Origin of the sequence: Aureimonas sp. Leaf454, assembly GCF_001424685.1 — a bacterium.
Classification (GTDB): domain Bacteria; phylum Pseudomonadota; class Alphaproteobacteria; order Rhizobiales; family Rhizobiaceae; genus Plantimonas.
This window is the reverse complement of sequence record NZ_LMQT01000025.1, coordinates 115,210-134,440: the sequence shown is the minus strand read 5'-3', so window position 1 is coordinate 134,440 and position 19,231 is coordinate 115,210. Positions and strand designations below refer to the sequence as shown.

Annotated in this window: 17 protein-coding genes and 1 pseudogene; 9 read left to right on the top strand and 9 right to left on the bottom strand. The window is 62.2% G+C overall.

The genetic code is table 11. The features are described from left to right. Positions 1-38 precede the first annotated feature (38 nt). Positions 39-344: a hypothetical protein gene (locus ASG43_RS21815; protein ID WP_156386844.1), complete on the bottom strand. Its 306-nt coding sequence runs from the start codon at positions 342-344 to the stop codon at positions 39-41. 411 nt (positions 345-755) lie between these two features. Beyond that, on the bottom strand, positions 756-1,226 hold the full coding sequence (locus ASG43_RS21805) for a hypothetical protein (RefSeq protein WP_056509608.1): 471 nt from the start codon (positions 1,224-1,226) through the stop codon (positions 756-758). Between the two features lie 46 nt (positions 1,227-1,272). On the opposite strand from ASG43_RS21805, the gene ASG43_RS21800 reads away from it, so the two are divergent. The 4 genes from ASG43_RS21800 to ASG43_RS21785 all read left to right on the top strand — a co-directional run bounded on the left by ASG43_RS21800 (position 1,273) and on the right by ASG43_RS21785 (position 4,818). After that, on the top strand, positions 1,273-2,469 hold the full coding sequence (locus ASG43_RS21800; RefSeq protein WP_156386842.1) for a hypothetical protein: 1,197 nt from the start codon (positions 1,273-1,275) through the stop codon (positions 2,467-2,469). An 815-nt stretch (positions 2,470-3,284) separates the two neighbouring features. After that, a complete protein-coding gene (locus tag ASG43_RS21795) occupies positions 3,285-3,632 on the top strand; it encodes a hypothetical protein (RefSeq protein ID WP_056509602.1) in 348 nt (115 codons plus the stop codon). A 277-nt stretch (positions 3,633-3,909) separates the two neighbouring features. After that, positions 3,910-4,320: a hypothetical protein gene (locus ASG43_RS21790; protein ID WP_056509599.1), complete on the top strand. Its 411-nt coding sequence runs from the start codon at positions 3,910-3,912 to the stop codon at positions 4,318-4,320. Between the two features lie 219 nt (positions 4,321-4,539). Next, positions 4,540-4,818 carry a hypothetical protein gene (locus tag ASG43_RS21785; protein WP_056509596.1) on the top strand — a complete coding sequence of 93 codons (279 nt, stop codon included), beginning with the start codon at positions 4,540-4,542 and terminating at the stop codon, positions 4,816-4,818. A gap of 64 nt (positions 4,819-4,882) precedes the next feature. On the opposite strand, the gene ASG43_RS21780 is transcribed toward ASG43_RS21785, so the two are convergent. Continuing rightward, on the bottom strand, positions 4,883-5,743 hold the full coding sequence (locus tag ASG43_RS21780; protein WP_244488198.1) for an SDR family oxidoreductase: 861 nt from the start codon (positions 5,741-5,743) through the stop codon (positions 4,883-4,885). Between the two features lie 234 nt (positions 5,744-5,977). On the opposite strand from ASG43_RS21780, the gene ASG43_RS21775 reads away from it, so the two are divergent. Continuing rightward, entirely contained in the window at positions 5,978-6,802 is an 825-nt protein-coding gene (locus tag ASG43_RS21775) for a hypothetical protein (protein WP_156386841.1), read from the top strand. 271 nt (positions 6,803-7,073) lie between these two features. On the opposite strand, the gene ASG43_RS21770 is transcribed toward ASG43_RS21775, so the two are convergent. Then, positions 7,074-8,165 carry a spore photoproduct lyase family protein gene (locus tag ASG43_RS21770; protein WP_056509586.1) on the bottom strand — a complete coding sequence of 364 codons (1,092 nt, stop codon included), beginning with the start codon at positions 8,163-8,165 and terminating at the stop codon, positions 7,074-7,076. Positions 8,166-8,561: 396 nt separating this feature from the next. Here ASG43_RS21770 and ASG43_RS23185 point away from each other — a divergent pair, with 396 nt between their 5' ends. Together ASG43_RS23185 and ASG43_RS21760 are read left to right on the top strand one after the other, a co-directional pair. Then, positions 8,562-8,939, top strand: a complete 378-nt coding sequence (locus ASG43_RS23185; RefSeq protein ID WP_162244761.1) for a hypothetical protein — start codon at positions 8,562-8,564, stop codon at positions 8,937-8,939. Further along, positions 8,936-9,412 carry a hypothetical protein gene (locus ASG43_RS21760; RefSeq protein ID WP_056509578.1) on the top strand — a complete coding sequence of 159 codons (477 nt, stop codon included), beginning with the start codon at positions 8,936-8,938 and terminating at the stop codon, positions 9,410-9,412. The genes ASG43_RS23185 and ASG43_RS21760 overlap by 4 nt, the downstream gene beginning before the upstream one ends. Before the next feature lie 468 nt (positions 9,413-9,880). Here ASG43_RS21760 and ASG43_RS21755 read toward each other — a convergent pair whose 3' ends face one another. From ASG43_RS21755 to ASG43_RS21745, 3 genes are all read right to left on the bottom strand, one after another. Beyond that, on the bottom strand, positions 9,881-12,628 hold the full coding sequence (locus tag ASG43_RS21755; protein WP_056509576.1) for an HD domain-containing protein: 2,748 nt from the start codon (positions 12,626-12,628) through the stop codon (positions 9,881-9,883). A 3-nt stretch (positions 12,629-12,631) separates the two neighbouring features. Further along, the gene (locus tag ASG43_RS21750; protein ID WP_056509573.1) at positions 12,632-13,015 is read right to left on the bottom strand and encodes a hypothetical protein; all 384 of its coding nucleotides are present in this window, start codon (positions 13,013-13,015) and stop codon (positions 12,632-12,634) included. Positions 13,016-13,267: 252 nt separating this feature from the next. Continuing rightward, positions 13,268-14,434: a TniQ family protein gene (locus tag ASG43_RS21745; RefSeq protein ID WP_056509565.1), complete on the bottom strand. Its 1,167-nt coding sequence runs from the start codon at positions 14,432-14,434 to the stop codon at positions 13,268-13,270. A gap of 348 nt (positions 14,435-14,782) precedes the next feature. On the opposite strand from ASG43_RS21745, the gene ASG43_RS22405 reads away from it, so the two are divergent. Further along, positions 14,783-15,376, top strand: coding sequence for a hypothetical protein (locus ASG43_RS22405; protein WP_244488197.1), 594 nt, complete (start codon positions 14,783-14,785; stop codon positions 15,374-15,376). Between the two features lie 413 nt (positions 15,377-15,789). Here the strand turns inward: ASG43_RS22405 and ASG43_RS21735 are convergent, their stop codons facing one another. Further along, positions 15,790-16,008: a hypothetical protein gene (locus ASG43_RS21735; RefSeq protein WP_156386839.1), complete on the bottom strand. Its 219-nt coding sequence runs from the start codon at positions 16,006-16,008 to the stop codon at positions 15,790-15,792. Positions 16,009-17,033: 1,025 nt separating this feature from the next. On the opposite strand from ASG43_RS21735, the gene ASG43_RS21730 reads away from it, so the two are divergent. After that, a complete protein-coding gene (locus ASG43_RS21730) occupies positions 17,034-18,278 on the top strand; it encodes a hypothetical protein (protein ID WP_156386838.1) in 1,245 nt (414 codons plus the stop codon). 387 nt (positions 18,279-18,665) lie between these two features. Here the strand turns inward: ASG43_RS21730 and ASG43_RS22400 are convergent. Continuing rightward, positions 18,666-19,023, bottom strand: a pseudogene (locus ASG43_RS22400) (transposase); the annotation flags it as partial. Between the last annotated feature and the right edge of the window lie 208 nt (positions 19,024-19,231).

Genomic DNA, 19,231 nt, shown 5'->3' with positions numbered 1-19,231 from the left:
ACGGACCAACGTTGATGAGTCAGTCGCCGCCTCAGCCTTTATTCAGGTTCCTCCGGATGATCCAGGTCCCAGCCGAGTTCCAGCTCCTCGTCGACGTCGGCTTCCTGCTCGAACCGGAGCAGCCAGCAGCCGTTTTCGGCAGCCTTGCGGACAGCCGCAACGAAGCACTCGGACATCCCGTTACTCCTTAGCAGATCGAGCCGGCCAGCACGGCCGTCCGCCTCGATGTACGGCGCCGTAGAAACGATGTAGCTGAATTTGGTCCTCGAGCACTCGATCGGTGATCTGCCGTTCGCCAGAAGGGTGACGTCGCGATCACGCAGATGCGCCGTGGCAATGTCCATGAAACACAAGATGGTCAAGCGGCTTCGCCTTCCAGAATCAATGTTGAGGGCCTGTTGCGGCCGATCGGAATGTCGGCAGAGGGCTTGTCACTCAAGACGGCACGCAAGCGGGATCCACAGCCTGCGAAAGAGATCCCACAACTCGACTGCCTCCGGCGCCGAAGGATCGCTTCGCACTTCGAACTTTTCCGGGATCAACATGTCTTCCGGAAGGGCGGGAAGGTCCTCGCTCCAGTATGTCCGCCCGCCCCATTCGACACCTAGCGGCCCAATCTCTCTCATTGCATCTGGTTGAAAGTGCCAGCCGGAGCCTCCGGCGGGATAGGCGAGGAACATAGCTGGACGCTGCCTCGCACCAAAGGTCGAGCGGCGAACGAGCCTCGACACGGCTCCTGTCGGCTCCATCAAAACTCAGGCTGCCAAGCGTTCGGCGGACTGCGAGTATCGCCCGACCTCGACGCCGTAGCGCCTGACGAGTCCTTCGTCGCCCCACCGATAGGGACCGCCCGGCATCCGGTAGGCCGCCAGGATGCCGAATCCAAACGCGTTGGGCTCGGCGGGCATGAGCCAGACTTTGCTGCCATAGAGCAACGAGAGGTCCGCCTGAAAGGCCCAGAGCTCGTCCTCGATCGTGAGGCCCTCCGGGATTTCGACGTTGGCTAGGATCGGTCCGTTGTAGAGCGTCATCACGACGTTCGGGTTCGTCTCGGACCGGAAGGTGTCGGTGAGCACCTGCGCGATCTCCTTGATGTCGATGGAGGCGTGGATGTCCCACTTGTCGCGGAGCCAGTGCTCGTCCACGCGCACGTCGAGCCTCTCGGCGGCCACTTCGGTGCGCACGAGCTCGGTCAGCTCCGCCAGCGTGTTAATCCTGATCTGCATGCCGCTTTCCCACTCCAGACATGGCCTCGATTGGCCGACCGCTTGGATGCTGATCCGGAACGGACGCACCCGCAAGCCGGCTTCCAAAGGAATCTTCGCGAACCGTCATGCGCCTTGGAGACGGCGACGGGAGCGGACTTGTCGACACGTTTGCCTCGCCGATTTCGCACTTGCGGACCGCTCGCATCCGGGGAACGATTTGGTCAGCGCACCTCAAGTCGCACTCGTCACCCATCGCGATAGTCGACTTGGCGGTGCCGACGGATGGCCGATCGCGGTCACCCCCTTCGACAAGCGCATGACACGGAAGGAGCAGGCGTTGGAACAACGGACTCCCAATGGAGCTGCCTACCCGACTGAAGAGAGCATCGCGCAGATGGCCGCCGCAGGCGACGTTAAGGCGCTGGTCACGGCCTTGCCGCTCCTGAAACAGGGCATCCGCGCCCGTCATGCGACGCTCAAGGCAGCCGAACATGCCGATCGCCCGAGGTATGCCGTCTCCGGGGACTGGGGCCACTACTTCGCCGACGGAGCACCGGAGGTCGACACGCGCTGGGTCTTCGATCGGCATCGGTGGCACGTGTCGGTGCTGCACGTGAAGCGACAGTCCAGCTCCGGCTGGCTCATCGGGCTCCCGGAGGAGGTCGCCGACCTCGAGGACAGCCTCGTCGATGCGAACGCCGACGCGCTCGATGTCAGGATGGAAGAATTCGGGGTTCGAGAGGCGGACGCGCTTCCCGCGTGGGCGGATGAAGCAGTTGCGACGGAGCGGCATCCGTTCGTGGAGGAAACGGACGTGAGGCAGACGGCACTCGCGGTTGTTCCCGCCGAGCTGTGCGTCAGCGGAACCACGCGGCTGGTCGAAGGAACCAAGACGCGAGCGCGCGGCGGTCCCAATGGCGGCTGGGTAGCTTGCTTCGGCAAGGACCGCCCCAAATTCCTGGGATGCGCGGAGTGGATGCACGCTTTCCACGGCTCCATGCGGGATACGCCTGTGAGATGGGTGTTTGATCGGCGTGCGATGCGCATCGAGGTGCTTCACGTTCGCGATGTCGAGAACGGCATCTGGCTCGACGGCAATTCGGACGAGATCCTGGACCTCGAGCATGGCCTCCTCTGCCTCTACCCCGAGGTCTTCGGCAAGGGCAATCGGCCGGGCTTCACGAACGGTGACATCTTCCCGGAATGGGTCCACGAGCCCGTATTCGTCGACGCAGACCGTTATCTCGGAGACCGAACATGAACGACTTTTTCGTGCCGACGGAATCGTTCAAGCTAAGCGACTATGATCTGGGTCGGACGGTCAGCGCTACATCTGGGCCCCGAAGTGGGAGATTTTTTCTATGACCGGAAACCCAAGTCGGACGATATCCGATGGGTCTTCAACCGTCGGAACTGGCGGCTCGCCTTCATACAGATGCGCGATGTAGGCAGTCGCGATTGGGTGGACGCAACTCCGGAGGATGCATCGGAGGTCAAACTGGACCTGATCGAAAACGATACGAGATTCCTGGGAGAACTCGAGGAGTGGGGACTCTTGGAGTCGAGTAACTTGCCATCCTGGACGACGAACGCGTCGAGGCAGGACGAGCATCCGCCGGTCCCGTGGGACGATCTCCCCATGCCAAGGCGAAGCTCGACGGCCTTCCGATCGAGCAGGCGAAGTCCAACGTCTACTGGCTCAGCGACTATCGTCGCCCTGCGGGTTCGTCGTAGGGCGGCTGATCGGCCCGCGCGCCGAGGATCGTCGAAAACGTGGTTCAAGAAATGAGCTGACGTCCGGACAGCTGAACTCGGGACGTTTCGACGAGTCCATCACCGGAGAAATTTTCCGATCCTACATGGACGCCGCTTCGCCGCGGCGCCTTGGGTCCGCTGTGTCTCGAAGCTGCCTTGAGCCATCCGGATCGCTCCCAAAATGATCCTGCCGGGGGCTTGCCGAGCGAGATGATACGCGGGAGCCTTAGTCATCCGCTTTCGGCGACGTCGGTTGAGCGGTTCAAAACAAGCCCCACCGTCACTCATCAAACCAGGGTCGAACACCCGGGAGCAATCGACATGCCCTACCTCGTGTTCAGCGACAGGGACGCTGATGATGCCGTTGCCGCGCTCGAGAAAGCCAACGCGGCGATCTTGGCATTCGAGCTCGGCGAGGGAGACGACGAGGACACGTTCCTCGGCGAAGGATCCGTCTACGCACGAACCAAGGCGGAGATCGACCTCGCGATCGAGACCATCTCGAACAAGGGGCTGACGCACCGGAGCGCCGCTCAGGGTGTCTTGGCACTGTTCGGGGCAGTCCTGTTGACCACCTATGAAGACCAGTACGACCTCATCGAAGCCGCGCGCCGGATGTCGATCGCCGCGGGAGGCCACGTCGTAGACATCAGGCCGCGAGCTGCGTAGCGGCGGGCGACGAAGCGATCGTGAACTCAGCGCGGGACACGCTCGCGTCTGCAGCGTTCCGATCCACCAAGCTACACGGACATGAACTGCGAACTTCCAGCTATCTGGAGGTCCTCTGCAGAGGCTGGCCGAGCCTCTCACGAACTGCCGCGTTCGAGCATACATGGCCGCCAATCCTGCGGTTCGCACAGTAGCGCAAAATGTTCGTCCACTCGCTTGCGCCCCTCCCGTATCCGGGGAACCATTCTTGGACAGAGCACCAAACGAGGAGATCCAGATGACGAAAAGGTACCGCAGCAGCACACATCTGCTCCTGATCGGCGACGAGACCATGGAGGCCATGTTCGCTGTCAAGGGAGTGTACAACGCAGACGAAGGCGCCGACCCCTGGGTGGGAGTGGCAAGGATCCTCGAGGACCGGCTGGATATCGACCTGACCGACCCGGAGAACGCCGACGTCGCGATCAAGATCGACAACGAGGACTTCAGCTACCTGGCGCCGCAGCCGCAGCACGGGATCTACACGACGATCTCGTCCCTGTTGGAGATCTACGACAACAAGCGTGCCGGCTGGGACGAACTGCATCCCGAAGTCCAATATCGCTACGGGATGCTGATCGGGTCGATCGGCAACCTGATGTACTCGCTTGTGGATGCCGAGGAAGAGCGCAAGGCTCTGGCGGCTTAGGCGGGAAGCATTCCAGCCTTCGAAAAAGGCCGGCAAGCTCTCAGGGTGAGGTGCCCTCATCCCATGAACCACCGGACGGGGTGAGATCTCAAGCCGAAAGCACAGCGGCCTTGTTAAGCGAGACGCTCACCGAGCCACGTACCGCTTACCAGACGTGCCGCGGCGCGCACATCACGCGACATCAACCATTCGCCCGGAACGGGCTCAGAGGACATCGACATGAACCAGAGCCTACACAGGGCCTTCGAACTGGCCGCTCTGAAGAGCGGCGCGAGTCTCATCACGTTCACGGATGCAAACGGGATCGAGGAGGCTGTCGTCGATTACAAAGGGGCACGCATCAAACTCGCCTGCTACCACACCAACACCATCGTATGGGCCTGCCAAGTGGGCGATACGCCGATGCTCGATGTCGAGAAGACTCCCGGCAGCGCGTTGCGGGCTGCCATTCGCGCGCTCGACGGACACGTTACAACGAGTGGCGCTGTCGCAGCTTGATTGAGCGATCGAGCATGCGGAAGATGCGGGGCCATGCGTCTGTTTCAGCATCGGTGTGCTGCCATCAAGCCTGAGGCGGCTGACCGTTCGACGCAGACAGCCCGCCGTCGACAGGCAGGTTGACGCCGTTCACGAAGCGGGCGTCGTGGCTGGCGAGGAATGCGATCACATCGGCCACTTCCTCCGGATGTGCCGCACGGCCAAGCGGGATCCGCTCGGCGAACTTGGCCATCAGCTTCTCGTCGCTGAGCATGTCTTTGGTGAGGTCGGACTCGGTGAGGCTTGGGTTCACCGCATTGACCCGAACACCCTGCCCGCCGAGTTCCATCGCCAATGATCGGGTGAAGTTCGTCACGGCGCCCTTGGCTGCGTTGTAGGCGCTCATGTGCCAATCGCCGCCGATCCCGGAGACGGAGGAGACGTTGACGATGGACCCCTTCGCCCGAAGGAGATGCGGCAGCGCCGCCTTCGTCATGTGGAAGATTCCGTCGACGTCGATCGACATGACCTCCCGCCAGTCCTTGAAGGACAGGTCGGCGAAGGGCCCGGTGACCGCCGTGCCAGCGTTGTTGACGAGGACATCCACCCCGCCGAAGCGCTCGACCGTTGCCTCCACCAAGGCCGTGACATCCCCTGGACTCGAGACGTCGCCTGCCTGGACCAGAACGCGCATACCATCGCTCAGGCTTTCGGACACGCGCTCCAGCTTCTCCACAGTGCGGCCGACAAGAACGACATTCGCGCCGTCCGCATGGAACCGCCTTGCCGTCGCCTCCCCTATGCCGGACCCGGCTCCCGTGACGATGACGGTCTTTCCCTCGAAACGCTGCATGACTTTCTCCTGGTGTCGCTTCAACATCCAACGATGCCGATCCCAAGCGTGATCCGTGGATCCTGAATGGCGACACCCCATGTTCAGGGTCACGGCAAAGCACCTGACCTGACGATTTGGCTTCAATGCGCGGACTTCACGGCATAGCGGAGGTGGGAGCCGAAGAGTTGCGCTCGAAGCATCCGGCCCGGCCGCCTTGACCCGTCAGGAAGGGGCTGCTTTGCCCAGCCCATGAGCGTCCCTCTCTGGGCCGGGTTCGAGTCCGGTCACCTCGCGTGGTCGAACCACGACCTTCTTGTCACCACCCGGCACCTGCCTGACGACCGCATGGCCGAGCATTACGCCATTGCTTGGAACCATGGGCTTCTTCGGGCACGCGATGGCTTGCCTTGGCGGCACGATCCCGCCCCGCGACTGCGACAGGCGGAAGTGTCGGGTCTGGACGTCACTTGGGATCTCGCGCACTTCGACCGACCTCCGGATCCGGTCACTCACGCCGTCACAGTTGCGCGTGCGGCCGACCCGATGCGGCCGCTCAGACTCTGCCCGGTCAACGAGCCTTCGATCTATCCGATGCTGGCCGGCACGCCCTGGGAGGAAGCGGTGGACATGGCGATCGCCATGGCACGGGCCGCGCGCGATCATCACGGCGACGTTCGGTTGCTCGCGTGCGACCCGATCCACGGAATCGGCGAGCGACAGTTCGCGGCGGTGGACAGGCTCGTGACCGCCGGCGTCGTCGACACAGTCGGTATCAACAGCTACCCGCACACGGCCCGCGCGCCCCTGGGGAGGGCGATCCTAAAGGGCTGGCGGCGATACAAGCTGCCGATCCTCGTCGCCGAGACGAGTTGGCACGATGGGCATCGAGAGCAGCGGCGACGCTTTCCGGGGTTCGACAAGCGTCGCTGGCTCGACCATGTCATGGCCGAAGTCGAATGGGCCCTGGAAAGAGGTGCACGGGTCGAGGGGGTGTGTTGGTATCCCATCGTCGACTGCCCGCCATGGCCGCACCCGGGCTCCCGTCACCGTTGGCGCCATGGCCTGATCCGCGGAGACCTCGGACTCGACCCCATCCTCTCGCCAGCCCTGCGGCAGCTCGCAGACAGGCAACACACCGCATCGAGTGGACAGCTGAGCCTCGGCTTCTGAGCTTCCCTCACGTCCGAAGCCTGATCTCGAGATGATCGTCCGGGCCTCGGCATCAGCGAACGGCCAAAGGCATTCCAAGATCGTGGTCGCCGGGAACGGCAATCCTGGCCTTCGGGAGACGCAATCTGTCTGTCGTCGAGCCCCGACTACTGAGGTCGACCGGACCGGATGCTGAAGATCTGAGAGACGTCGTCTGCGAAACGGCCGCTTTCGCCCTCCATGCGCGAGCGGCCGGTCCGTCCTCGTCCGGTCCGAACCGACCCTTCCTGCGTCAGGTCCAGTAGAGGATGCGACAGCCGGGCAGCTCGGATGCGAGCCGGTCCTCGAGGAAGCGTCTGAGGCTCGTCATGGTGGACGTGTCATAGACCTGCTTCACGGCGCCGAAGCGCGTTCGCTTCTCGCGCCGCCCGGCCTCGCTCATGTCGAGGTCGGAGCCAGGGTACCAGCTTTCCAGAACGCTCTTCGATCCCGGTGAGAAGCGATGGGTGATCAGCTCGACCGTTAGATCCGCGGTCGCGGCGACCTTGCCGAGCACGGCGGCGACATTCGAGATCAAGCCGCCATAGGCGGTCTGCCACCCCTCGGCAGCGATGATGGGCGCGATGGTCAACCCGATCGGGTAGCCCGCTTCTGCCATGCGCCGAAGCGCCTGCAGCCGTTCGCCGACGGGATCCGTGCCGCCTTCGAAACGGGCGAACTCCGCCGGGTTCAACGAGGCGCGCATGCGGGTGCGCCCACGGTGATCGAGGCCGAGAAGTGGCTCGACGGCTGCGAACTTCGTCGTGAACCTCAGCTGGACATCGGCCTCCCAACGTCCGAACCAGCCGATCAGGGACGAAAGCGAGCCCGTCAGATGCTCTATGGCAAGTGGGTCCGTATAGCAGGAGGCCTCGAAGGTCGTTCCCTCTCCGACGCGCATGGCGCTCATCGAAGTCACCGCGCCTTGACCGAGATAACTGGGCAGCACGCCGATGATCTCGTCGAGATTGGCGTAGGCTCGCGTGATGGGCGGACCCTTTAGGGAACCCGCCAGATAGCAGTAGCTGCAATGAGCCGGGCAACCTTCGGCCAGATCGACCCGCCAGTCGGCGCTTGGCGCGATCGGCTGAAGCCTCAGCTTGGACGGTGGCGCGACCACGACGGCGAGCGTCGACTTTGCCTGAGCGTAGTAGCCACGTGCGTCCGCATTACGCTCCAGGGGCAGCCGGTCGGATGGCAGGTGTTCCACGGCGATGCCAAGCGTTTCGGCCCGCTCCACGATCGCTCGACCGTGGAACCTTTCCAAAGCCGACGGTGTGACGAGGACACGTTTAGGGCGCCAGAGACGAGAGGGTCGGACGAAAAGCTCGGGTTCAGGAAGCATGCCAAACAACGCGAAGGATGCCGGGGACGTTCACCCGGTGCGGCACTGACGCAGCCTGCGGCGATCGCGATGTCTGCACCTTCGTGTCGCAGAGGACGATGTCGGCACGTTGCACGATGCGGGTCATCGTGGGCGCGTATTCGTGGGTTGCGAGCTTCGGCCGAGAACCGTTTCGGCCGATGGCGGACCATGCGGCCGAGGCTGTCCGGCGGCGATTCTCATCGGAAGCCACGGGCGCTCTGCTCGCTGCCCCCTTCTCTGTTGTGCGGCTCGCTGAAACCGAAAGAATCTCATTCAAAGCCCGATCGCCTTCCGGTGGCTCTTGTGGGCTCCCCTTATCCGAGGGACCATTTTCTACGTCGCGCCGTAACGTGCTTGGAAATGGGGGAGCTGAGAATGGCTGTGGAGAACTGCAGTGACGACAGTGGACTTACTTGCGATGCCGAGAATGTGCGCCGCCGCCATCGGCTTCTCTCCTGCGTCGATTGGAGAGGCAATTTCCCGGGTGTAGGGCCGAACACGGAAGTGCGGTGGGTGTTGAGCCGAGATCGGCAGGAGATTGCCTGGCTCAACTTCCGTGAGGTCGAAGACGGCCCTTGGATTTTGGGGAACGATGCTGAAGTAGCAGAATTCCAGCGACACCTCTTGAGTGATCATCCACATTTTCTCGTCTATGACGAACGGCCGGGCTTCACCACAGGTTCAGTCTTCCCGGAATGGGTGCACACATTCCATATTCAGCGGGCTGACGACCGCTGGGAGTTCGTAAGATGAAGGACTTCATCTCGGCCAGACGACTGGGCTCATGTCCCTGCGAGGAGGATGAGGAAGGCGAGCTCCGCTACACCTTCGTGGGGAAGTGGCAGCACTTCTTCGAAACCACGAAGACGTTTTCCGTGATCCGATGGGTCTTCGATCGCGAGGAATGGTGCGTGGCCTTCCTGGAGATCCTGAACCCAATGACTCTTGAATGGGTGCGCGGCACTTCAGAGGAGGTGTCGAGCGTGGAGACTGACCTCGTCGAGGGCGAGGCGCAGTACCTCGAGGATCTCGACGAATGGGGACTGTCTGACTCCGACGACCTGCCGGATTGGGCATGCACCCAGGCTGAATTGGATGAGCGCTTGGAAGTGGCGATACGCGAGCGCCTGGCCGAAAGCAGACGGCGTAACGCCATCCGACTTCAGCTGCCACGCGGCCGTCATGTCCGGACGGTGACGATTAGGTTTGCCCGCTTCGATGACTAAGCGCTGGTACGCAGCTTTCGGGCAAGGTGCCGCCAGCCGCCGATCGCCGTCCGCCTCATTCGCTGCGATCGAAGTACCTCGGGACAGAGCTCGCTCAGCAGGCGATGCCGAACCTTGTCGCGAAGGAATGAGCCTGCGTGAAGAGGGTGTCTCGTTCTTCTGCCTATGGATGCCGCAGTCGTCGTAACAGCCAGGAGCCGCGAAGTACCGGATCCTTCATCCAGTCGGGTGTATGGCCAAGCCGAGGACAATGGGATCGGCGGGCATCAAGACTGACCTTCAAGTGAACGGCTCTGCTACGCGGGCTTGATCAGGTCCGATGCGAATGGTCGATGATCTGCACCCCACAACCTCCTGAAACTGGCCACGGCTGGGCATTGACGCCAAACCCCGGACCATGTCTGCTCGGAGCTCGAAGCTGATCCTACCGTCCAAACTCGTTACTCGGACAGGCTCCTAGGTCGCCTGTCAGTGCTTTTTGCGTCGAGGCATAAGGGGCACCCAAGCTGCGCCGTTGACCTTCCCTTCCGCCCAAACAGGCGTGAAGGTCTGGGTTGGTACGTTGAACGGCGATGCCAGGAGCATGCCGCGGTTTCCATAGCCGAGGGCACGCTCGGACAGTCTCGCGTGTCGATCTTGCTGGGACTCGCCGGACCGTTGCCTGTTGGACCCATCCAACAACGCGACACCGATTCTGTGACTCCGTTCTATGAAACCCGACACCTGTGCCTCCGGCAGGTCGGATAGGACATCCGCCAGGAACGGGATGCCGCTCTCATCGATATGCCTGAACACCTTTGCGTCGAGTCCGATGTCCGTCGCGGTCTGTTGGAACTGCTCCATCCCCGCATCCCAGGCGGCAGTGAAGACAAACCCGACACTAGAGCGTCTCAGAAAGTTTTGGATGTCATGGGAAAACAGGTCCCGCTCCTCGTTGAGGTCGACCCTGAGATCCTTCCGTCCAAAGCCGGCCGCGAGCATGTCGCGTCCTTGCCCGCCCGAACCCATGAAGTCGTCGACGAACAGGATTGGATGTCCATTGGTCTTTATGACGGCCTCCGCAAGCGTGAGGCAACCCGACACGCGCGTTCCTTGGAGGTCTGCTGCGAAGTAACCCTGTATGGCGGCGCTGTCACGTGCGCTCCCGAACGGCACGACGATAGCGCCCTCGAACTGCCGGTTCTGGGCAATGAAGTCGCCAACGGCATTGACGGTGTCGCGTCGGCTGATCATGCGCAACCCCTGGATCGCACGGACCGCGCATTCAACGTCGTCGTCGTGGTCGAACTGGCGCAGCCAGTTTTCGGTTATCAGGTTATGCCTCTCGGCGGATGCGGACGACCGCGGTTCTGGTCGCACGGGAGCTTGATAGGCATCCAGTTTGGGCTGAAATTCGGATATGGCGCGAACGACGTCCGCATGAGCTAGACGCATGGGAAGCGGCCGGATGTCGTATGGCGCGTCATGGTAGTAGCTCGCGCTTGCCAAGCGACGCTTCAGTTCTTGAATGTCATTTTCTTCGCGCTTGCTCGCCTCTATCGCCGACGGCGGCAGGCGAACGTCGTGACCCTGCCTAAGAAGGCGCTCCATCGCGACGTAGACGATGTCGGCCAGTTCCTCGTCGGCGAACACGTAGCCAGCGGGATGGTCAGAGAGGTAACTGTCGGCCCAAGCCGTTCGGTTCACGAGGTAGTTCCGGAATTCCAGTGGCTCGCCCGACCGTGGCAGAAGGAAAGCGCGTCCGATCTGGGTTCCTCCGGGTGTCGTGCCTATCGCCCTGATGGAAATGGCCCCCTCGAGGTCGATGCGGGATCGGTCGGCTTGACCCAGGGCAGCCCGGATCCTCGCCACCTCGTCGATCAACGAACTCCGGAACCGCTGCATGTCCGATGGCTGGTCGATGACCTCGCGGAAATCTATTAGGCCAGCCTTCTGGACGGGGTCGCTGATCAAGGGATCGCCGGGATAGCTGCGCTGCAGCTGGAACGCCTTCGCCGTCAAGCGTCGGAGGCGCAGGTCTTTCAGGATGGACGCGGCCTTCTCGATGCGGACCCTGACGTCTCCTTGGCATTCGTCCAAAGTGAGCCCAAGTGCAGTCGCGAGCGTACTGGGCGTCATTGCGAGCAATTCGTCGTCGCTATGGCGGTAGACCAACTCCATGACGCGCCGAGCGTCAGCGGCGCCCGCGAGCGTGACCAGCACCGCGTGCACCATCTGTTCGATGGCCACCACCTTCGGATGGCGGTAGATTTTCGAGTAAAGCAGCACGCGCGATAGGTGGAGTTCGTCCAGGACGGATATGCCCGACCACTTCATGCCGACAACGACGTGCCGATCGCTCGCTTGGATGTCCCTGCCGATGGATCCTGGCAAATCCTTGGCATTGAATTCCCGGATGGCGATCTTCTGGATTAGGCGCGAGATGTCGAGCAACGAAGGAGTGCCGGCGCTGCGGGCGTCGCGAACGAAGTAGTCCAGCTTGTCCGCGTCGAAGGGACCCGAAATGATCTCGTGCAGCAAGGGAAGGCGGTCGTCGATGCTCCGACCTATGATCGCACGGGAGAGCTTCTTGACGAGCTCCTCGACGTTCCCGATCCGGTTCTGTTGGAGTGCGATATAGCTGCTTTGGTGATCAAGCAGGGTCGACAGCAGTCGGTTCACTGCAGGAGAACGCACGACGAGGTAAGCGAAGATCTCTGAGAGCGACTTGCTCTCCCCCTTGTTCTCCCTCGCGAACTCGGTGGAGAGCGTCGAGACCGCTTCCAAGCTTTCGATCGCGTGTTCGGACACGTGTGAGAAGGCAGCATGGCCCACGTCGTGAAAGAGCGCCGCCATCCTCAAAAGGTTGACCTTGTTCGTGTCGATCAGTTCGCGGTCGATGCCCTGCTGCGTTCCAAGCACGTTGATCGCACCGCACAGGTACTGGACCTGCCGAAGCACGCCGAGCGTGTGCTCGAAGCGGGTATGTATCGCACCGGGATAAACCCAGTGGACAACACCCAGTTGCCGGATCAGACGAAGCCGCTGAAAGAGCGGGCTGTCGATGATTGCGACTTCAGGCCCGGTCAGCCCGATGGTCCCCCAAAGGGGATCGTTGATTTCTTTGCGACCGGGATTGCGGCGCCGCCGCTTCAGCGTGTCGACATAATCGTCGAGATGATCGGCGGCGAACGTTTCGGCGAATGCCTGGAATTCGGCAAGGCGGAGTTGGGCCACTCGTCAGGCTGGAAAATGCTGCTCGACCAGATGCTCGAAGAACTGGGCCGGGAGGGGGTTGCGATCGAGGTAACGCTGCGCGCGTTCGGGAGTGAGCTTGACGTCGAACGTCCTCAGAGTGGGATTGTTGAGGCCGATTAGTTCTTTTTCCTTGGCGGCCGTCAATGTCTCACGCAGGCACACGGAGTCGCCATGCTGCGGATCGACGTAGAACGAAAAGTTCGACCTGACGCCGTAATCGTCCTCCGCGGACAAGAGGTCCTCGAAGGCGCGCTGGAACCGCCCGTCCAACTCGGTGTCGGACAGCAGGAAATGCGTACGGTTCTTCACCGCCAGCATCGCCACGATGCCGGCTACGAATTGATCCGACGTCACCAAGCTCGCCATCGCCACCTCCAGGATTCTCTGCTTTTCATAATGTCACGGACGGTCGCGGTCCACGCCTCCACCGCAACACGTGGTGGAAAACGAATCATTGATGCGATTGTTTCCGTGGCGTTTGCCGCGGTCAACGAGACAGCCCGGGGATTTTGTCGCGCCAACGCCAATTTCCACCGCCGTCAAGCAGCTCGCCAGCAGGTCGAGTTCGATGTCGGCCGACGCCCCATGGCTGTACAAGCGATAAGAAGTTCATCTCCTTTATCTTTGCAACAGTCGCCCGCGCACCGCTTCGGCGACGCTCCTTGCCACCCCGAACCTCCTGACGTCCACACCCTCCTCCATGAGCCCGAAGGACTCCGCGAACCGTAGGAAGTCGCACTTTGGCACCCCGGCGATGTCCACGGCGCCCGCGACGCTCACGCGCTCGCTCTCGTCCGTCTCGATGCCGTACATCCTTTCGCCGACACCGAACGGGATCCTCCGCATGGCGTGGTCCCACAGGACCTCGCGCAGTTCCTTGCGGCCAGCGTGGTCTTCCTTGGAGTCCCGAATGTCGTACACCCGGGTGTAGAAGCGGCCGTAGACCGAGTTCGGCCCGCGGCGCGGACCCTCGTTCGCCTCCAGCAGCTCGTCGAGGCGGACGTTGATGCGGTTCGGCCAGTCCTTCGCGAGCGCTAAACCAAGGGACCGCACGCGCATTGCGTCGACGCGGGTCATCGCCCGCGTATCCAACGGCTTCGTGCCCACGGTCGCGAGCTCCGCGAGCCACGAGATGACGGACGACGCCTCCCCGATGTCGAGACGGTCGAGGAAGGGCACGGGGGTTGGCTGAACAACCCCGAGGCGACCGAGAAGGTAGAGGTCCGCCATCCGGTCGGCGTCCGGCACCTGCACAGCCGGCGCCATGTGAAGGCCATACCAGAAACGCGGGTCGTCATCGAGGTCGCGGTGGCCATCGACGTCCGGCGCGGGTCGGCCCTTCCCGACCAAGTAAGTTCCGTGCTTTTGGCAATGCGAGATGTCCCGCAGGCACCACCACGCCCGGACAAACGGCCTCTGGTCCTTCGGGCCCTCCCCCTCCGCCAGGTCGGTACGCAGGCAGGTTGGGCAAGCCTGGACGGGCAATCCCGGCGTCGGGTGCACCCAGTCCCACGACATCCGCAGCACCTGGCCGCGCAGGATCGACTTACCGGACGCCGCCTCCATCGGGGTCCACGCGGCAACCGCTTCCGGCGTTTTCCCGACGAGGCCCGCCAGCTCGGCGTTGCGCAGACCGCGCCTCGCCTCGGCGAACGGGAAGCCGATCTTGGCGGCGAACTCGTCGACCGTGTCGCCGAGCCATTCCGCCATCCGGACCATCAGCCAGGCGGCAGGCTCTCCTTCATGAAACCTGATTCCCCGAATGGTTTCGCTCGCCGCGACCATGGCAATTCCTCTGCCCGATGACACGGCGGCGTTAGAACACCCTCCCGCTAAGGTTCGGTTGCCAGGTTGTGGCGAAAGCAATCGACCCCGCGCGGGAGCGGTGCCCCGGGAAGGCGCTCTGCCGTGGATACGTCGCGTCTCCGGTCAGGTCATCCCATGCCTGTTGAAGCTGCGTTCCTTGACCGCCGATCTCAGGCCCTTGCCTTCGAGTCCTGCGTTCGCAAGGCTGGAGGGCGCCGCCCAGCCGCGTTGGCCGGGCCACTATCCGTACACTTCGCCGTGGTAGATCGAACGCACTTTCGTCCAGCCAGGTCGCGGCAAACGTTTGCGGAAGGGATAACCGATTTGATGTCACTGACAGAATTCCTTGAACTCCTCCCAGGACTGAAGCCAAGGTTGGCACGCAAAGAGGTGCTGGCGGGCGAAGCACTCGATCCGGTGGCACGAACGGACATCCACCATCGGGAGGACTTTCTCGACACGACGTTGGACGTCGGCCCGGATGCCGCCGCCGCCATGCTGGCGGCGTACCGAGAGGGACGTCTGCCGATGCAGCGTGGTGCGTCGCCGGGCGCGACGTCCCTGGCCGATGGTTACGCATCGAACCGAGACACAGCAAGGCAGCGCGACGAGCGACGGCGGCGTGCGGCTGCGCTTCTCGACGCATCTGTCGTCGTGGAGGGCGACCTCTCCGATCATGCATTCCTTGACAGGTTGTTCCACGCTCATCTCGGCAAGGGTGCTGGATCGCTGAACCTCGCCGGCATCACGGTGACGAAGTCCCTCTCCCGTCACTCCAGCAACAGCGGACGCAGTTCGGGTTGGGGCGTCGGCTTTCGCTGGATCGGCAGCGACGGTAAGCCTCGGACGTCGTCCACTGTCCCTCCGGAGGCCTTTAATCGCAGGAACGATCCTGAGCGTGATTGGGGACTGCCCGACTGAAGGCGTGACAACTCCTGCGCCCCATGCCTGTCAGGCGTCTCCGATGCCGTTCTCCGGCAGTGGCTCATACTGTCAGTGCGCATCTTCCGATGCGCCTTCGGCACGTGGCCCCATTTCAAGTCACAACGCGAACGCTGCAGCCCACATCCTCCGCTGGGCACATGCGCGCCCGTCATTCATGTCCCGCACGAGAAGGCCACAGCCGTCCAAGCATCATCCGGAAAAGTATTCGAAGATTTCCGTGAAGGCGTTTGGAAACGCTTGCCGTCCGCGTCCAACGGATGGGGATGTACGCGACATCGACTACGGCGCTCTCTTGAAGAGTCCAGTGCTTCGCTGGCCGACATATGGCCCACCGATGACTGCATGGTCGCCTTTGTGAGGTATGGGCGGGAGGATCGCGTCTCGATCGGTCAACCGGGGTCTTGAAACTCGAACCCGATCAACTTCTCGCCTCGCATCTTGAAACGATAGAAGATCTGCTCGTCGCCGTTCGGCGCCGAGCCGAAGTAAACCTCCGTATCGTCCGGCAAATCGTGGATCGCATCGCGTATGTCGCCGACCGTTATCGGCGACGATGTTCCGGATATCATCCCACCCGAAGGCTTGTGCAACCTGTTGTAGTTTGTCACCGCTGAAGACCCTCGACGTGCCCAAGCTCCAGAAACTCGCGTAGGTCGCTTTGAACGTCAACGGCGAAACGCGGTGTTGCCACGCAAGCCCTTCGGAACGCAGCCGTGACGGACATCGGGGAATGCGTTGAAGGATTCCTACCGTAAGCGCCGTCCGGCGGGGCCTTCGAAGGTGCCCCGTGCTGGCGACCGCTGACCACTGACGGCTGAACTGTCCGCGTGACGTGAACCCGTTCGCAGGGATTCATCGGCTAATGACTGGCTTCCACAACCCCGGGGGAAGCATGGAGGACGCTGGCGACGAAGTCGAACAGACGCCCCGAGTCCCTGCCTCTCCCGCTGCGGGCAGCCTTGGCGATTCCCGGCGAACGTTTACGAATCCTTCCACTCGGTCGACTGGGAAGGTCAGCCTTCCACTCCGTCAGGCCCGACCTCTCCCTTTGACGATGCCGCCGGGCGAAAGCGAGCCGCCCTCGGACTACCTCTCCCGTCTCTCGTTTCGAAACGCGAGGGACGGTATCAATCGGCTGTGTGTCGACTTCGGCATCGATCCGTTTGCGGTGTCGCGTGGCGACGCGACTGCACTGGACGAGGTTGCCGTGCTTTCTGGGTGTGACCCTGATTCCTTGGGCGTCCATGCCTTCAAGTTGCTCCCCAAGGAGAAAATGGCATACCGGGGTCAGATCCTGACCAAGGCCTCAGCTCCGCTGGCACATGTGTGGATTTGCTCTGCCTGTGCCGAAGAGGATCTGGGACGATGGAGTTTTCGCGAGGAAGCCAGGCTGCATCGGCGCGGGGAGTGGTGCCTCGCTTCGATCCGCACTTGCGCGAAGCACCATCAGTCCTTGGTCCGGATTGGCGAAATCAACTCCGCGACACCGAAGGACACATCAAGCGTGATGGCGCCGTTCGCGACCAATTTGTCTGCGGTAAGGCGCCGATCCGTTGAGAGAGCCCCTTCGGCCCTCGAGTCCTATGTCCTCGCTCGCCTCGACGGCACGTGTAGGAGTACGTGGCTCGATGCCATGCCCCTGTACGCCGCGGTCCAGGTTTGCAGCATGCTTGGGCTAGTAGAGTTGCATGGGGCGAGTGGGCGCTTCTCATCCCTTCTGGACGACGGACGACGGGATTGCGGAGCGGCCGGCTTTGCGATCGCTTCGAAGGGGGAATACGAGATCCGGAACCTGCTCGACCGCATGCAGGTCGCCTTCCGCTGTCCGGGGAGCGAATGGGGCCCAATGCGAATCCTGGGTCCCTTGTACAAGTGGCTGGCAAACCCACGGTTGGACGACGCCTTTGCCCCCTTGGTCGGTGTCGTTCGCCGCCACTGTGTCGAAACGCTGGCGATCGGAGCCGGCGAGACGATTCTTGGGCTGACCGTCAGTACGCGGCGCGTTCATTCCCTAAATTCGGCCTCCAAGGAGTACGGGATCTCTAAGCCCACCCTACGCTCCATCCTGCGCGCGGAAGGGCTCGTGACCCCGGCAACTGACGAGCTGCCTCCCTACAAGGTCACGTTCGACGCCTCCGTTGCGGAACCAATCCTTCGTGACGCCTGCGACACGCTCAACCTCGAACAGACGATGGAGTATCTCGGGGTGCCGACAAACTCCGAACGTGCTTTCTTGGCGTCGGCGCTGCTTCCACCTTGGAATCCTGCTGGCAAGGGACGTTTGAAAGATCACGTGTTCCGCCGTCGTGACGTCGTGGCGTTCGCTGCAAAGCTGCGCTCGCATGGTCGTTCACGCCTCAAGGAGGATCCTGCCCTAACTGACCTTCCCACAACAGCTAGGCTTACCCAGTCCACGTCCGTCTTTATCGCGAGCCTAATGCTGGAAGGACGGTTGCGAAGGGTCGCCGTTCGGAGTGGGCATCCAGCATGGATGTCGATGCTCGTGGACGCTTCGGAAATCCGCCCCCTCCTCCGGGATCCGAAATCGGACTACATGAGCCTGCGTGAACTGAGCAAGCTGGTTGGCGTCGATTCACGCGTCGTCTCGGCCCTCATCAGGGTCGGGGCGATGCGGTCGCAGATCGTTGCCCATCCCACCCAGAAGCGTCCGACGCTTTTCGTGTCGCGCGAGGAACTCGCTAAGTTCCAAGCGACATACGTCAAGCTTGGAGTGCTCGCGAACGAACTCGGAAGTGTCGGGTGGAAGGTTCGAGCCAAGCTTTCCGAAACTGGCATCGAACCTGCCTTCGACTACGAAGACATCGGAGTGTTTTTGTACCGCCGTGAAGACGTTGCCCTCTTTGCGGGAGCGCGCTGAAATGAGGCTACTCCGCGCCTGTCAGCATGGGTCCCTCGGCATCTTCCATCGGCACATGGATGCGGGTGGTCACCGCTCTGTCACTCCTAACGGGAATGCGCTGTTCGCAGGTCGGGCAGTGCTTAAGCCGATACCCGTGCCCTGCGTCTTGCCCTTCGTGTTCAAGGACGCCTTCCGCTCATTATCCGTTCCATCAAAGGGCGTTCGGGACGCGCGAGGCCTGAACGATCCCAGGATAGGAAAGAACCTGGCTTAATAATCGGCTGGCATGTGTCGCTCGGCGCCACATAGCCTCGGCCCACCATCCGGCCCACCATTCGGACCACCGTCCACTAGTCGCGAGCCTAGCCTAGAAACCTTCGCCTCAAGACGCTTCATGTTCAACAGACTGTCGATCACGCCGGCTGTCGGACTGGCCTCGCGCCCTTCCAACTCGCGAGCGCCGATGACCAGAAGGCCGTTGATCGTCGACAGCAGAGCGCTGTCACGCCAGCCGTAGAAATAGCCGCGAACCGTGGAGGCCGGCGGAAAATCGGCAGGCAGCATTCGCCACTGGCAACCACTCGAGGCAACGTTAAAGGATGGCGTTCATCACCTCCCGTAGGCAGGTCGTCCGCGGCCTGCCGCCACGCTTGGCCGATGACAGCATCGGCGCAATCAGCGCCCATTCCCTTTCTGTCAGGTCGCTTGGATAGCGAACGCATCTGCGGCTATGCTCAAGCCGAGCGGTATCGTCCCAGGCCATTTCGATTCCCCATCGTCTCGACAACGTACGGGAATCACAACCTGCTGATATCGCTCAACTCCTTTTCGCTCGGGCTCTAAGATGCGAAGTGCGTCGCTTACCCTGCTCGAAGCTAACGTTTCGAAACTGAGATAGAGTTCACGTGGTCTGCATCGGGCCAACCCGGGGAGCAAGTACGCTGAGAGCATGTGACCCGGCTTCACGTCTG